Source organism: Amycolatopsis sp. NBC_00355, assembly GCF_036104975.1.
Classification (GTDB): domain Bacteria; phylum Actinomycetota; class Actinomycetes; order Mycobacteriales; family Pseudonocardiaceae; genus Amycolatopsis.
In genome coordinates this window covers 6,524,548-6,538,981 of sequence record NZ_CP107982.1, presented here as the reverse complement: position 1 = coordinate 6,538,981, position 14,434 = coordinate 6,524,548, and the positions used below count along the sequence as shown (strand labels likewise).

At 70.2% G+C, this 14,434-nt stretch carries 15 protein-coding genes; 9 read left to right on the top strand and 6 right to left on the bottom strand.

The window, feature by feature from the left end:
- Positions 1-20: 20 nt before the first annotated feature.
- Positions 21-1,019 carry a glycoside hydrolase family 76 protein gene (locus OHS18_RS29620; RefSeq protein WP_328613116.1) on the top strand — a complete coding sequence of 333 codons (999 nt, stop codon included), beginning with the start codon at positions 21-23 and terminating at the stop codon, positions 1,017-1,019.
- Positions 1,020-1,075: 56 nt separating this feature from the next.
- Here the strand turns inward: OHS18_RS29620 and OHS18_RS29615 are convergent, their stop codons facing one another.
- Both OHS18_RS29615 and OHS18_RS29610 read right to left on the bottom strand, forming a co-directional pair.
- On the bottom strand, positions 1,076-1,942 hold the full coding sequence (locus tag OHS18_RS29615) for a LacI family DNA-binding transcriptional regulator (protein ID WP_328447117.1): 867 nt from the start codon (positions 1,940-1,942) through the stop codon (positions 1,076-1,078).
- A 69-nt stretch (positions 1,943-2,011) separates the two neighbouring features.
- A complete protein-coding gene (locus OHS18_RS29610; RefSeq protein ID WP_328447119.1) occupies positions 2,012-3,049 on the bottom strand; it encodes a LacI family DNA-binding transcriptional regulator in 1,038 nt (345 codons plus the stop codon).
- A gap of 119 nt (positions 3,050-3,168) precedes the next feature.
- Here OHS18_RS29610 and OHS18_RS29605 point away from each other — a divergent pair, with 119 nt between their 5' ends.
- From OHS18_RS29605 to OHS18_RS29575, 7 genes are all read left to right on the top strand, one after another.
- Entirely contained in the window at positions 3,169-4,185 is a 1,017-nt protein-coding gene (locus OHS18_RS29605; RefSeq protein WP_328447121.1) for a substrate-binding domain-containing protein, read from the top strand.
- Positions 4,182-5,180 (top strand): ABC transporter permease, encoded by a 999-nt coding sequence (locus OHS18_RS29600; RefSeq protein ID WP_328447123.1) that lies wholly within the window; start codon positions 4,182-4,184, stop codon positions 5,178-5,180. The genes OHS18_RS29605 and OHS18_RS29600 overlap by 4 nt, the downstream gene beginning before the upstream one ends.
- Entirely contained in the window at positions 5,177-5,986 is an 810-nt protein-coding gene (locus tag OHS18_RS29595; RefSeq protein ID WP_247059304.1) for an ATP-binding cassette domain-containing protein, read from the top strand. Before OHS18_RS29600 ends, OHS18_RS29595 begins: the two co-directional genes overlap by 4 nt.
- Complete coding sequence (locus tag OHS18_RS29590) at positions 5,983-6,843, top strand: PfkB family carbohydrate kinase (protein WP_328613115.1); 861 nt, start codon at positions 5,983-5,985, stop codon at positions 6,841-6,843. Before OHS18_RS29595 ends, OHS18_RS29590 begins: the two co-directional genes overlap by 4 nt.
- The gene (locus OHS18_RS29585) at positions 6,840-7,475 is read left to right on the top strand and encodes a nucleoside/nucleotide kinase family protein (RefSeq protein ID WP_328613114.1); all 636 of its coding nucleotides are present in this window, start codon (positions 6,840-6,842) and stop codon (positions 7,473-7,475) included. The genes OHS18_RS29590 and OHS18_RS29585 overlap by 4 nt, the downstream gene beginning before the upstream one ends.
- Entirely contained in the window at positions 7,472-8,215 is a 744-nt protein-coding gene (locus OHS18_RS29580; RefSeq protein ID WP_328613113.1) for an SDR family oxidoreductase, read from the top strand. Before OHS18_RS29585 ends, OHS18_RS29580 begins: the two co-directional genes overlap by 4 nt.
- Before the next feature lie 176 nt (positions 8,216-8,391).
- Complete coding sequence (locus OHS18_RS29575; RefSeq protein ID WP_328613112.1) at positions 8,392-8,805, top strand: VOC family protein; 414 nt, start codon at positions 8,392-8,394, stop codon at positions 8,803-8,805.
- Between the two features lies 1 nt (position 8,806).
- On the opposite strand, the gene OHS18_RS29570 is transcribed toward OHS18_RS29575, so the two are convergent.
- The 4 genes from OHS18_RS29570 to OHS18_RS29555 all read right to left on the bottom strand — a co-directional run bounded on the left by OHS18_RS29570 (position 8,807) and on the right by OHS18_RS29555 (position 13,726).
- The gene (locus OHS18_RS29570) at positions 8,807-9,484 is read right to left on the bottom strand and encodes a DedA family protein (RefSeq protein WP_328447133.1); all 678 of its coding nucleotides are present in this window, start codon (positions 9,482-9,484) and stop codon (positions 8,807-8,809) included.
- Between the two features lie 305 nt (positions 9,485-9,789).
- A complete protein-coding gene (locus OHS18_RS29565) occupies positions 9,790-10,611 on the bottom strand; it encodes a YceI family protein (protein WP_328447135.1) in 822 nt (273 codons plus the stop codon).
- Positions 10,608-13,196 carry an MFS transporter gene (locus tag OHS18_RS29560; protein WP_328613111.1) on the bottom strand — a complete coding sequence of 863 codons (2,589 nt, stop codon included), beginning with the start codon at positions 13,194-13,196 and terminating at the stop codon, positions 10,608-10,610. The genes OHS18_RS29565 and OHS18_RS29560 overlap by 4 nt, the downstream gene beginning before the upstream one ends.
- Positions 13,193-13,726 (bottom strand): MarR family winged helix-turn-helix transcriptional regulator, encoded by a 534-nt coding sequence (locus OHS18_RS29555; protein ID WP_328447139.1) that lies wholly within the window; start codon positions 13,724-13,726, stop codon positions 13,193-13,195. The genes OHS18_RS29560 and OHS18_RS29555 overlap by 4 nt, the downstream gene beginning before the upstream one ends.
- Positions 13,727-13,992: 266 nt before the next feature.
- Between OHS18_RS29555 and OHS18_RS29550 the strand changes: the two genes are divergently transcribed.
- Positions 13,993-14,418 carry a PPOX class F420-dependent oxidoreductase gene (locus tag OHS18_RS29550; protein ID WP_328447140.1) on the top strand — a complete coding sequence of 142 codons (426 nt, stop codon included), beginning with the start codon at positions 13,993-13,995 and terminating at the stop codon, positions 14,416-14,418.
- The last annotated feature ends 16 nt before the right edge of the window (positions 14,419-14,434 follow it).

Here is a 14,434-nt window from a genome sequence, read left to right as displayed (position 1 = left end):
GGGCAAGGCAGGATTGCGACATGGACGTCTCGGCCGCCGAACGCGCGGTGACCTCGCGGCACCTGCGCCGGGTGTGGGGGCTGCCCGGCACGGTCCTCGGCCGTAGCGGCTGGCCGGCGACGCCGGGGCAGCGCCTGCACTGGCACTGGAACTACTGGTGGCAGGCGCACCTGCTGGACACGCTGATCGACGCGCAGCTGCGCGCGCCTTCTCCCGCGCGACTCGCCTTGATCCGTTCCTTCGTCCGTTCGGTGCGGTTGCGCAACTTCGGCCGCTGGACGAACGACTTCTACGACGACATCGCGTGGCTCGGCCTTGCGCTGCAACGGGCTTCGCCACTGGGCATCGACGTCGGCCCGGCCCTGGCGGCGATCGACACGCAGCTGCTGTCGGGCTGGACGGAAGCGGCGGGCGGCGGCATCTGGTGGCGCGTCGGCGACGAGTTCAAGAACGCCCCGGCCAACGGCCCGGCGGCGATCTTCCACGCCCGCTCCGGCAACCTCACGCGCGCCCGCGAGATGACGGACTGGATGACGTCGACCCTGGTGGACCCTTCGACGGGCCTCGTCTGGGACGGCATCCGGACGGACACGGGCGAGCTGGTGAAGCACATTTACACGTACTGCCAAGGGGTTTACCTCGGCGCGTGCCTGGAACTGTCCTTAGTGGACGAGGCGGCGCGGACGGTCCGGGCGGTGGCGGCACACTGCGCCCCGGGTGGCATCCTCCGCGGCCAAAGCGGCGGCGACGGCGGCTTGTTCGCGGCGATCCTGGCCCGCTACCTGGCTCTGGCGGCCCGTTCTCTCCCCGGCCCCGAAGCTTCGGTCGCCCGGTCGCTGGTGCTCGACTCCGCCGAGGCGTGCTGGTCAGGCGCCGCGGAGGGCCTGGTTTTCAGCGCGTTCTGGGACCGCCCGGCGCCGTCGCCGCTGCCGGAAGACGCCCCGGAGCGAGACATGTCCGTCCAGGTGGGCGGCTGGATGCTCCTGGAAGCGGCGGCCACGCTGTCCCAGACGTCGTGAGTGGTTAGGGCGGTTAGAACCGCCCTAACCACTCACGACAAGCCGCGGCAGGATGATCAGCAGCCGCAGGAAGCGCCGTGCAGGAAGCGTGGTGTCAGCTGCACCGACTCCGGGGGCCGGTCCGGATCCGCCATCCGGGACAGCAGCAGCTGCACCGCTCGGCGGCCGATATCGGCGATCGGCTGGACCAGCGTCGTCACCGCCGGGCTCACCCGGCGGGCCCAGTCCATGTCGCCGTAGCCGACCACGGCCAGTTCCGAGCCGATGTGGATGCCCCGGCGGTGGGCCTCGTACTGGACGCCCACCAGCATGGCCTCGTCCGCCACCACCAGCGCCGTCGGGGAGGGCCAGCCGTCCAGGAGCTTGGCCGTCGCGCGGGCCGCGCCGCCCGAATTCGAGAGGCCGGACTCCACCAGTTCGCGGTTCCAGCGCAGGCCCGCCTGCTCCAGGCCCAGGCGATAACCCCGGACGCGCTCGCGGCTGACGTCCAGGCCTTCGTCCCCCGAGATCAGGGCGATCTTGCGGTGCCGGCGCTCCGTCAGGTGCTTCACCAGCCCGCACACCGAGTGGACGTTCTCCGTGCCCACCTGGTCGACGTCGTTGCGCGCGGCGACGCGGTCCATCAGGACCGTCGGCACGCCCATCCGGACCAGGCCGTTGACCACCGCTTCGTCGCCGGGCGTGGGGACCAGCAGCACGCCGTCCACCAGGTCCGCCCGCAGCGCGCGGACGACCGCGGCCTCTTCGCTGACGCTGTCGCCGGTGTCGGCCAGGGTGACGTCGCAGCCGGCCTGCGCGGCGGCGGCTCGGATCGAGCGCAGCAGTTCACCCGAGTAGGGGTGCGCGTTCGCACCCATCGCGACGCCGATCCGGTAGGTGACCGGGGGGTCCCACAACCGGAGCTCCGGCGAAAGTGCCGTCATAAGCCCTCGCAGACGCTCAGCCGAAAGGTATCCGCTGAACGGCCGGGTAGCGGCCTTAACACCCCAGAATCACTGATGTGAGTGAATCGCCGGGCAGCCGCACGACTCACGGTGACGCAGGGTTGGCGGTAGGCGCACGGTTTCGGCCTTGCGGGCCGGGTCGTTGATGCGCGCCAGCAGCAGCCGCACCGCCTGCCGGCCGATCTCCTCGATCGGCTGGGCCATCGTCGTCAGTGGCGGGTCCACCAGGTCCGCCCACTCGACGTCGTCGTAGACCACGACCGGCAGGTCCTGCCCGATCTTCAGCCCGCGCCGCCGCGCTTCGTGCAGCACCCCGACCATCATGCTGTCGTTGCCGACGACCAGCGCGGTCGGCGGTTCGGGCAGCGCCAGCAGCTGGCTGACAGCGAGTGCGCCGCCCTCGTGCGACGAGTTTCCGCAGGCCACGAGGTCGGCGGACCACGTCAACCCGGAGCGGCCGAGCCCCAGCCGGTAGCCCAGCACGCGCTCCTCGCTGGTCGACAGCCCGGGCGCGCCGCTGATCATCCCGATCCGCCGGTGCCCGAGCGTCGCCAGGTGCGCGGTCAGCGCCGAGGTCGCCTGGATGTTCTCCGTGCCCACCTGGTCGACGTCGACGCGGGTGGTCAGCCGGTCGATCAGCACCGTCGGCACGTCGAGGGAAACCAGCTCGCCGATCACCGAGCCGTCGCCCGGCGCCGGCGTGATGAGGAGACCGTCGACACGGCGGGAGCGCAACGTCCGGACCGTCTCACGCTCCGTGTTCACCGTGTCGTGCGTGTCCGCGAGCAGCACGGTGTAGCCGTGGGTGGACGCCTCCCGCTCGATCGCCTGCATCAGCGTCGCGAAGTAGGGGTTCGCGACGAGCGAGATCGCCATCCCGATCGAGCGGGTGCCGCCGGTGACGAGCGAGCGCGCGATGGCGTCGCCGGTGTAGCCGGTCGTCTCGATCGCCCGCAGCACCGCGGCCTTGGTGTCCTCGGCGACCGCGCGCGTTCCGTTCACCACGTGCGAAACGGTCGTGATCGAGACGCCGGCGAGCTCGGCGATGTCCCGCTGGGTCGGCCGCGATGATCTCGGCTGGGGCATACCAATCCTTACTTGGGAGTATCTCGGCAAGCGTTTGCGCAAACGCTTGCGTCCGGGGTTGAGTCTGTCTACCTTCCCGACCATCGGCAAGCTTCGACCTATAAAAGGGTGGGAACTCCATGAGACAGCGAAGTCTCACAGCACTCGCGCTGGCCGCCGTCCTCGCCACGACGACCGGGTGCACCGTGGAACGCCACTGGGGTGGCAACACGAACACCGGTGGCAGTGGGAAGGCGAAGGTCGGCCTGGTCACCAAGACCGACACCAACCCGTACTTCGTGGCCCTGCGCGATTCGGCGAGAGCCACCGCGCAGGCCAACGGCGCCGATTTCAGCGCCCTCGCCGGTCAGTTCGACGGCGACAACGACGGCCAGGTCCGCGCCATCGAGAACCTCGTGCAACAGGGCGCGAACACCATCCTCATCACCCCCAGCTCCTCGACCGGCGTGCTGAAGGCGATCAAGGACGCCCGCGACGCCGGGATCCTGGTCATCGCGCTCGACACCGCGACCGAGCCGCCGGACGCCGTCGACGCCACCTTCGCCACCGACAACTTCGCGGCCGGCCAGCAGCAGGGCGCGTACGTCAAGGCGGCGCTCAAGGGCGCCCCGCCCAAGCTGCTGATGGTCGACGGCACCGCCGGCAGTTCGGTCGACACCCAGCGCCACGGCGGTTTCCTCAAGGGCATCGGGCTCACCGACGGCTCGCCCGAGATCAAGGGGCACACCGCGGCCAACGGCGACCAGAGCCTCGCCCAGCAGGGCATGGAAAACCTGCTGCAGCGCACCACCGACATCAACGCCGTCTACTCGATGAACGAGCCGATGGGTCGCGGCGCGAACGCGGCGCTGAAGGCCCGCGGGCTCACGAACCAGATCGTGATGGGCTCGATCGACGGCGGCTGCGAAGGCGTCCAGAACGTCAAGGACGGCCTCTACGCCGCGACCGTCATGCAGTTCCCCAAGAAGATGGCCGAACAGGGTGTGCTCGCCGCCGTCGAGTACGCGAAGACCGGCAAGAAGCCGACCGGCTTCGTCAACACCGGGTCCGCTGTGATCACCGACAAGCCGCTGCCCGGAGTCGAAAGCCACGACACCGCGTGGGGCCTGCAGAACTGCTGGGGAGGCACGAAGTGACTACGGCCACCGTCACCCGTCCATCCACAAAGGAACGCGAGTCGCTCGGCGAGTTCCTGCTCCGCGCCCCCGCGGTCGGCCCGGCGCTCGCCCTGATCGTCGCGATCGTGGTGTTCTCGCTGTCCACGGACACCTTCTTCGACCTCGACAACCTCTCCACCGTCGTCCAGCAGTCGCTGGTCGTCGGGACACTCGCGCTGGGCCAGACGCTCGTCATCCTCATCGCGGGCATCGACCTGTCCAACGCGTCCTCGATGGTCGTCGCGACGCTGATCATGGCGAAGCTCGCCGCGGCCGGCACGAACGGCTTCGTCGCGCTGCTGGCCGGCGTCGCGCTGACGATCATCGTCGGCATCTTCATCGGCGGGCTCGCGACGCGGATCAAGCTCCCGGCGTTCATCATCACGCTCGGCACGTTCACCATGCTCACCGCGGTGTCCAAGCTGATCGCCGGCGGCCAGGCCGTGCCGGTGACCGACGGGCTGCTGCAGTGGCTCGGCACCAAGCGCTACCTCTTCGGCGGCATCCCGATCACCTACGGCATGACGCTGGCGCTGCTGATGTACCTCGGCGTCTGGTACGCGCTGACAAAAACCGCGTGGGGCAAGCACGTCTACGCCGTCGGCAACGCGCCGGAGTCCGCACGGCTGTCCGGCATCAAGGTCAACCGCACGGTCCTGTCGGTGTACATCGTGGCGGGCCTCGCCTTCGGCCTCGCCGCGTGGCAGGCGCTCGGCCGGACGCCGAACGCCGACCCGAACCAGTTCCAGCTCGGCAACCTCGACTCGATCACCGCCGTCGTCCTCGGCGGGACGAGCCTGTTCGGCGGCCGCGGTTCGGTGCTGGGCACGCTGATGGGCGCGCTGGTCGTGGCGGTGCTGCGATCCGGGCTGACGCAGATGAACGTCGACGGCAACTACCAGGACCTCGCCACCGGGGCGCTGCTCATCGCCGCGGTCGTGGTGGACCGGATCGCGCGGAGGCAGCAGTCATGACCGAACCGATCCTGCAGGCCCGCGGCCTGGTGAAACGCTACGGCCGGGTGACCGCCATCGACGGCGCCGACTTCGACCTGCTCCCCGGCGAGGTGCTCGCCGTCGTCGGCGACAACGGCGCCGGGAAGTCCTCGCTCATCAAAACCCTTTCCGGGGCCGTGATCCCGGACGAGGGAGAGATCAAAGTGGACGGTGAGACCGTCCACTTCAAGTCCCCTTTGGACGCCCGGCAGTACGGGATCGAGACGGTGTACCAGGATCTCGCCGTCGCACCCGCGCTGGACATCGCGTCGAACATGTTCCTCGGCCGCGAGAAGCGCATCGGCGGCGCGTTCGGGCTGTTCCGCAAGCTCGACACCGCCACCATGCGGAGTGAGGCGCAGCGGATCCTCGACGAGCTGGGCATCAACATCAAGTCGATCACCCAGCTCGTGGAGACGCTCTCCGGCGGCCAGCGCCAGGGTGTCGCCGTCGCGCGGGCGGCGGCGTTCGGCACCAAGGCCGTGATCATGGACGAGCCCACCGCCGCGCTCGGCGTCGCCGAGTCCGGCAAGGTGCTCGACCTGATCGGCCGGATCCGCGACCGCGGCCTGCCGGTGGTGCTGATCAGCCACAACATGCCGCACGTGTTCGACATCGCCGACCGCATCCACGTGCACCGCCTCGGCAAGCGCGTCGCGGTCGTCTCGCCGAAGACGCACTCGATGAACCAGGTCGTCGGCCTGCTCACGGGGGCGTTGCGGCTCAACGAGAACGGCGAGATCGAAGAGGCGGCTGCCGCGACCCACGTGGCCGGCTTGAAATGAGGGTGCTGCTGGCGGGTCTGTGCACCGTGGACGTCGTCCAGCGCGTCGCCGAACTCCCGGCCCCGGGCGAGAAGGTGCAGTCGCTGCAGGTGGACGTCGCGGCCGGGGGGCCCGCGACGAACGCCGCGGTGACGGCCGCCGCGCTCGGGGCCGAGGCGACGCTGCTGACCGTCCTCGGCGCACACCCGCTGGCGGCGCTCGCCCGCGCCGACCTCGAAACCCACGGCGTCAAGGTCGTCGACCTGGCCCCTGACCACCCCGACCCGCCGCCGGTCAGCGCAGTCGCCGTCCGCGACCGCGACGGCGAACGCACAGTCGTCTCCCGCAACGCCGAAGACCGCACTTTCCTAGGGAAAGATCCGTTTTTTGGGGCTGGCGAGGTTGGTGGGGCTGATGTGGTGCTGGTCGACGGGCACCTTCCGGAACTTGCGCTTGCTGTCGCGAAGGCCGCCGGGGCCGCGGGCGTGCCGGTCGTGCTCGACGCCGGGAGCTGGAAGCCCGTGCTCGACGAACTGCTCCCGCTGGTCGACGTCGCCGCCTGCTCCGCGCACTTCCGGGCGCCGGCACCCGGCCTCCACCAGCGGGGTGTGCCGACCGTCATCACCACCGCCGGCCCTGGTCCGGTGCGGTGGTCGACCGCCGACGGCGCTTCGGGAGAGGTGCCCGTGCCGGCCGTCGAAGCGCGGGACACACTAGGTGCGGGAGACGTCTGGCACGGCGCGCTCGCCGTCGCCGTGGCGCGAAAACTCACGGTGACGGACCGGATCCGCTTTGCCAACGAGGTGGCCGCCGAACGGGTGCGGTTGGTGGGACCGCGGTCTTGGACGACCGCGATCGCAGGAAGGAACAGGACATGACGGCGTTCGACGATCTGCTCGCCCGGGCCGAGGGACTGACCGTGCGCGGGCAGCGCAACGTGCTCGGCATCATCGGCGCGCCCGCGTCCGGCAAGACCACGCTTGCCTGGGCGCTGGCCAACGCGCTCGGTTCGCGCGCCGCCGTGGTCGGGATGGACGGCTTCCACCTCGCGCAGGTCGAGCTGCGCCGGCTCGGCCGCGCCGAGCGCAAGGGCGCGCCGGACACCTTCGACGCGGCCGGCTACTACCACCTGATCCGCCGGCTCGCCGAAGGCCGCGAGACGGTGTACGCGCCGGAGTTCCGCCGCGAGATCGAAGAGCCGATCGCGGGCGCGGTCGCGGTCGCGCCGGAGGTCCAGCTGGTCATCACGGAGGGCAACTACCTCCTGCTGCCGGATGACCCGTGGAGTGCCATCCGGCCGCTGCTCACCGAGGCCTGGTTCCTCGCGCCGGACGAGCCCGAGCGCATCGAACGGCTGGTGTCGCGCCACCGCCGGTACGGCCGTTCGCTCGTCGAGGCGCGGCAGCGCGCCCTCGGGTCGGACCAGCGCAACGCCGACCTGATCACGCAGACGCGGGAGCGCGCGGACCTCGTGCTGGAGAACCTCCCGCTGGTCAACTTCGCGCTGTGAGCGTCCTGATCGTCACCGGCGGCAGCCGGGGGATCGGTGCCGCCATCTGTGAGCTGGCCGCGTCGCGGGGTTACGACGTCGTGGTCAACTTCTCAGGTGATCCGGCGCCCGCGGAAGCGGTCGCGGCGAAAGTGCGGGCCCTCGGTCGGCGGGCGCAGGCGGTCCGCGCGGACGTCTCCGCCGAGGACGACGTGCACGCGCTGTTCGACGCCGCCGCAGGCCTCGGGACGGTATCCGCGCTGGTCAACAACGCCGCCATCACCGGAAACACCCCCGGCCGGCTCGACGAGTACGAGGTCGAGGTGGTCCGGCGGACCCTCGACGTGAACGTCACCGGCGTCTTCCTCTGCTGCCGCGAGGCGGTCCGCCGGATGTCGACGCGCCACGGCGGCGCGGGCGGCGCGATCGTCAACATCTCCTCGACGGCCGCGCGCACCGGCTCGGCCGGGGAGTGGGTGCACTACGCCGCGTCGAAGGCGGCCGTCGACACCCTGACCTTCGGGCTCGCCCAGGAGGTCGCCGGCGAGGACGTCCGGGTCAACGCCGTCGCGCCCGGGATGATCCACACCGGGCTGCACGAGGCGGCCGGACTGCCGGGCCGGATGGCGAAGTACGCGCCGCAGATCCCGATGGGGCGCGCCGGCCAGCCGCACGAAATCGCCGAAGCCGTGCTCTGGCTGCTGTCGCCGGCGGCGTCGTTCACCACCGGAGCGGTGCTTGACGTCGGTGGCGGTCGGTGATCGGCCGGGTACGGTACGATACGTCGATCTGACCGTCCGTCACCGTTGTCCGCGTACTGGGACGGCCGGAGACGGCGAGATCACGATTGTCCCGGGAACTTGGTCACCGACGTTTTGCCAAGCGAACGCTGTGCAACTCTGGGGAGCCGCCACGCGAAAGGACGGCTTCGAAAGCCATGGCAAAACTCATGTCCGTGCACCACCTGGCGCTGACCGTGACCGACGTCGACCGCAGTGTGCCGTGGTACGCCCGGGTCCTGGACCTCGAGGAGGTCACCCGGCGCGAAGAGCCGGACACGGGACTGCGGAAGGTCGTGCTGCGCTCGGCCGGGGACGAGTTCTCCGTCGTGCTGGTGCAGCACGCCGACACCGGCAGACGTGGGTTCGACGAACGCCGGACCGGTCTGGACCACGTCGCGTTCAAGGTGGGCTCGGCGGCCGAGCTGGCCGAGTGGGAAGGTCGGCTCGCCGAGTTCGGCGTCTCCTACGTGCCGGCTGCGCCGTCCCGCACCTTCGAGGGATCCCGGGTGGTCGTGTTCCGCGACCCCGACGGCATCCAGCTGGAGATCTGGGCCGACCCCGAGCTGTGAGTCACGCTCGGGCGTCGTCGGTCTCCTCGACCTTCTCGATGGGCCGGCGCATTTCCTGGCGGTAGCGCAGCACGCCGTACGCGGTCCCGAACACGAAGAACGCGACGCTGGCCCAGAGTGCGGCCGTCTTCAGCCACGGCAGGACGTCCAGCAGGCCGGCGCCGTAGTAGCCGAGCAGTACCAGCGTCGGCACCCAGAGCAGGCCGCCGAGCGCCGTCGCCAGCATGAACCGGCGCGGATCCATCCGGGCGGCCCCGGCGATGAGCGGCGCGAGCGTGCGGATCCACGGGATCCACCGCGCGGCGACGATCGCGAAGAAACCCCGGCGGTCCAGGAACTCCTGCGCGCGCTCGAGGCTCTGCCGGTTGAGCACCTTCCCGTCGCGGCGCGCGAGCAGCTTGGAGCCACCGGTGCGCCCGATGTAGTACCCGATCTGGTTGCCGAGCACGGCGACGATCAGCGCGGCGCCCGACAGCAGCCACGCGTTCAGGTCCGAGCCGTGCTGGGCCAGCACCACGCCGGCGCCGAACAGCAGCGAATCACCGGGCAGGAACAGCCCGATGATCAGCGCGCATTCCACGAGCACGAAGCTCAGCACGATCACCCAGACGAGCAGGGGCCCGGCGGTGTCCAGCCAGCTCACGCCGACGCCCGCGGCCTCGATGCTCACGACGTTCACACGATGAGCCTACGTGGCCGAGGTGAACGCTCCGCGGCCAATGACCGAATCGAGCTCTCCGGGATATTCACCTCGCACGAACCGTGAAGGCCCCCTCACCAGCGGTGACCCGCGTACTCGAACGGTCGGCTCACGTACCCGGAGCGTCGGCCGGCGTACCTGGAGAGTCGGCTCGCGTACCTGGACGGTCGGCTCACGAACCGACCCTCTGGGTACGCGAGCCGACTGCCTGGGTACGCGAGCCGACCGTCCAAGTACGAAGAAGGCCCCCTCACCAGCGGTGAGGGGGCCTTCGACGAGGTGGCTCAGAACTGCGGCAGTGACTCGCCCTGCACCGCTTCGACGTCCAGCTCGACCTTCACCGTCGTGCCGACCGCCGCGACGCCCGCGCGGACCATCGCGCTGTAGTTGATCGCGAAGTCGTTCCGGTGCAGCGTCGTCTCGGCGTGGAACGCGACGCGCACGCCGCCCCACGGGTCCGGGCCCCAGCCGCCGTAGGTCAGGGCGAGCTCGATCTCGCGGCGCTCGCCGTGCAGCGTGAGGTCGCCGACCAGGGTCCACGAGTCCACGCCGTGCTGGCGCATCCCGGTGCTCACGAACGTGATCACCGGGTGCACGTCGACGTCGAGGAAGTCCGGCGACCGCAGGTGGTCGTCGCGCATCCGGATGTTCGTGTCGATGCTCGCCGCCTTGATCTCGGCGTGCACCGACGACCGCTCGGCCGGGCGGCCGATCTCGATCCGGCCGGACACGTCCGGGAACCGCGCCTTGATGCTCGCGATGCCCAGGTGGCGGGCGGTCGCGACGACCGACGAGTGCATCGGGTCGATCACCCACGGCCCGGCGGGCGGCAGGTCGATCGCCTCGGCGACCGGGGCCAGCACGACGTCGCCGAGCGAGCCGGAGCCGTCCGAGGCGATCTGCGCCATCCGGGCGACCGGGGTGTACCCGGCCGCCGTGACGACGGCGGTGTAGGTGCCCGGCGCGAGCGCGTCGGTGGCCACCTCGCCGCGGACGTCGGCCGCCTGCCGCGAGACTTGCCGCCCGGCCGGGTCGGTCACGGTGAGCACCGCGTGCTCCACCGCCCAGCCCTCGGCCGTGCGGAGGGTGGCGCGCAAGCCGGTCATGACCGGTCGACCAGCTCGTCGAGGGCCTGGTCGTAGCTCAGCCGGACGTCGTGGTCCGCTTCGCCGCCGGTCAGCTCCACCTGGCTGGTCGCCGGCGGGTAACCGCTCGCGACCACGGTGTACGCGCCCGCGGGCAGGTCGCTGACCACGTACCGGCCTTCACCGTCGGTCCGGGCCACGGCGGCCACGTTGCCTTCGGCGTCGAGCACGGTGATCCGCGCGTCCGGGACCACCCGGTCGCCCTCGGTCCGCGCGGTGCCCGCGAGGAGCACCGAGCTGGCCAGTTCGACGTCGTGGCGCAGCACGCCGCTGTCCGGCACGGTGAGCGTCACCGCGACGGGCCGGTAGCCCGGGCCGCTGGCGACCAGGGTGTAGGCCCCGGCGCCGACCCCGACGAAGGCGTAGGTGCCGTCCGTGGTCGTGATGAACGCGCCGTTCACCTCGCCGCGGCTGTCGGTCAGCGTGACCGTGACGTTCGCCAGGGGCGAGCCGGTCGCGGCGGCCTTGACGGTGCCGGTCAGCTCGCCGGACCCGGTGAGCGTGACGTCGACCGTCGCCGGCCCGTTGCTGATCACGACGCTGGAGGCCTGCGGCTGGTGGCCGTGGGCCGACACGATCAGGACGTAGGCGCCCGGACCCTGGCTGGGCACCGAGTAGCTGCCGTCGCCGGCCCCGGTGGCCCGCGCGACCTGGCGGCCGCGCTGGTCGATCAGCGTGAGCGCGGCGCCCGCGACGTGGCTGCCGTCCTGACGGCGCACGTGCCCGACCACCGGCACGCCACCCGCGTTGACGGGGGTGTCGAGCTCGGCGTCCGAGATCGAGTTCGTGATCGGCAGCGCGCCCGACACGGCCTGGTAGTCACCGTGCCCGTTGCTCAGCGCGTGCTTCCCGCCGCCCACGAGCGCCGGTTCGCGGTCGAGCGGGCGGACCGGCTCGACGATCTCGGTGGGCGCGTCCGCGAAGTCGTCGGCTTCGGCCTCGTCGAGGAACGCTTCGCCGCCTTCGACGGCCGCCGCGGCGGGGTTCATCCCGGCCAGCGGGATCTCCTTCATGAACAGCAGCACGATCGTGGCCAGCAGGGCCACCGCGCCCGCGACGTAGAACACCGTGGTGATCGACTCGGTGAAGCCGATCAGCACCGGGGTCTTGATCGCCTCGGGCAGGTCCTGGATGCCGCTGGTGTTCTCGGACAGGTTGCCGATCCCGGCACCCGCGCCGGCCGGCAGCTTGCCGCCGAACGCCTTGGTGATGTTCGGGCCCAGCGTGTTGAACAGGATCGTCAGGAAGATGGCGACACCGGCGGTACCACCGATCTGGCGGAAGAACGTCGCCGACGCGGTCGAGGCGCCCATGTCACTGCGCGGGCCGGCGTTCTGCACCGCGATGACCAGCGTCTGCATGCACTGGCCGAGACCGAGGCCGATGATGGCCGCGGCGACCAGCGGGTGCCACAGCGCCGAGTTGTACTCGACCTGCGCGAAGAAGAACGCGCCGACGGCGATCAGCAGGGTGCCGAGGATCGGGAAGATCTTGTAGTGCCCGGTCTTCGACGTGATCCGGCCGGAGACGATCGAGCTGGTCATGATGCCCGCCATCAGCGGCAGCATCAGCAACCCGGACTCGGTCGGTGTGTAGCCCTGCACGACCTGCATGAACTGCGGGATCATCGTGATCGCGCCGAACATCGCCACACCGACGATGACACCGCCGATGATCGCGACGGTGAACGTCGAGTTCTTGAACAGCCGCAGCGGGATCAGCGCGGCGTCCTTCATCATCCGCTCGATCAGGATGAACGCGATCACGCCGACGCCGCCCACGACGTAGCAGAGGATCGCCTTGCCGTCGCCCCAGCCCCACTTCTGGCCCTGCTCGGCGACGATCAGGAACGGCACGACCGCGACGACCAGCGACAGCGCGCCCCACCAGTCGATCTTCTGGTCGTGGCGCTCGTGCGGCACGTTCAGCACCTTGGCGACGACGAACAGCGCGATGACGCCGATCGGGACGTTGATCAGGAAGACCCAGCGCCAGCCGGAGATGCCGCCCAGGGTGTCGAAGCCGGCGAAGAAGCCGCCCAGCACCGGGCCGAGCACGGTGGAGAGACCGAACACGGCGAGGATGTAACCCTGGTACCGCGGGCGTTCCCGCGGCGGGACGACGTCACCGATGATGGTCATGGCCAGCGACATCAGACCGCCGGCGCCGAGGCCCTGGACCGCGCGGAACGCGGCGAGCTCGTACATCGACTGCGAGAACGTCGAGGCCAGCGAACCGGCGACGAAGATGGTGATCGCGGCCAGGTAGAACGGCTTGCGCCCGTAGATGTCGGAGAGCTTGCCGTAGATCGGCGTGACGATCGTCGAGGTGATCAGGTACGCCGTGGTGGCCCACGCCTGCAGGTCGAAGCCGTGCAGGTCGTTGGCGATCTTGACGATCGACGTACCGACGATCGTCTGGTCGAGCGCCGCCAGGAACATGCCGCACATCAGGCCGCTCAGGATCGTGACGATCTGGCGGTGGCTCAGCTGCGGCAAGGCCTTCGACGGCAAGGGCAGATCGGGTTTTTCGACGGTGGTGCTCATGCAGTGGCCCCCTTGGCCGGTGCAGCGGTCGGCGCCTGCGCGTCGGCCAGCTGTGGAGAGTGTGTCTCGATACCTGTGTTCAGCCGGCCGAAGAGCCGATTGAGGTTCTGGCGGTCCTCTTCCGACCAGTCCTCGAGCACTTCGGCCAGCCACTGATTGCGTTGCTTGCGGTTCTCTTCGAACACCCGGAGGCCCTCGGCTGTCGGCGCGAGCAGGCAGGCCCGCCCGTCCTCGGGGTCGGCCTGGCGTTCGACCAGGCCGTGCTGGACGAGCGAGCTCGACTGCCTGCTGATCGTCGAGATCTCGGCGTGCAGCGACTCGGCCAGCCGGCTGGTGCGCTGCGGGCCCTCGTGGATGAGGGTGAAGAGGATCGCGTAGGCCGCCCGCTCGATCCCGTCCGGTCCCTGCTTGGAGACCTGGGACTTCGCCTTGTTGATCAACCGGATGAAGCGCACGAGCTCATGGCCGAGCGAGTCGGCCAGGTCCAGTTCGGCCTTCGGCCGGGCTGCTGCTGAGCTGTTCGGTGCCATGGTTGATCCTCACGCGGCTTTGGTTGGCGGCTGCAACTAGTTGCCTCAGGCAAGGATGTGCCTTTACGGACGGTTGTGCAAGCGAGGACCTGCTCGATGTGTCACAACACACTTTAGTTGCCGTATGCAAGCAGATTTCCGCGCCCCGGTTTGTCGCTTCTGTGCGGTTCAGTAGCTCTGAGCTGCACTTTCAGGTGACACTCGGCCGTGGCGGGCGCGTCCTCCGCCCTGCGGAACAACGAGAGCGGCGACGGGTTGGAAAGGGTATGACCGACGACACAGCGTTGAGGGATTTCATCACCACGCACCGCCACGGCGTCCTGGCGACCATCCGCCGCGACGGCCGGCCGCAGCTGTCCACCATCACCCACCTCTACAACCCGGAGACGGACACGATCACCGCGTCCATCACCGAAACCCGGGCCAAGACGAAGAACATGCGCCGCGACCCGCGGGTCACCTACCACGTGGGCAGCGAGGACGGCTGGAGCTACGTGGTCGCCGAAGCCCGCGCGGAACTGACGCAGCCGGCTGCCGCGCCGGACGACGCCACGGTGGAAGCCCTGGTCGGCTACTACCGCCGCGCGGCGGGCGAGCACCCGGACTGGGACGAGTACCGCGAGGCGATGGTCACCGACCAGCGCGTCCTGCTGACCCTGCACTTCGACAAGGTCTTCGGCGTGATCCGCTGACCCCCGGCCCGCTGGT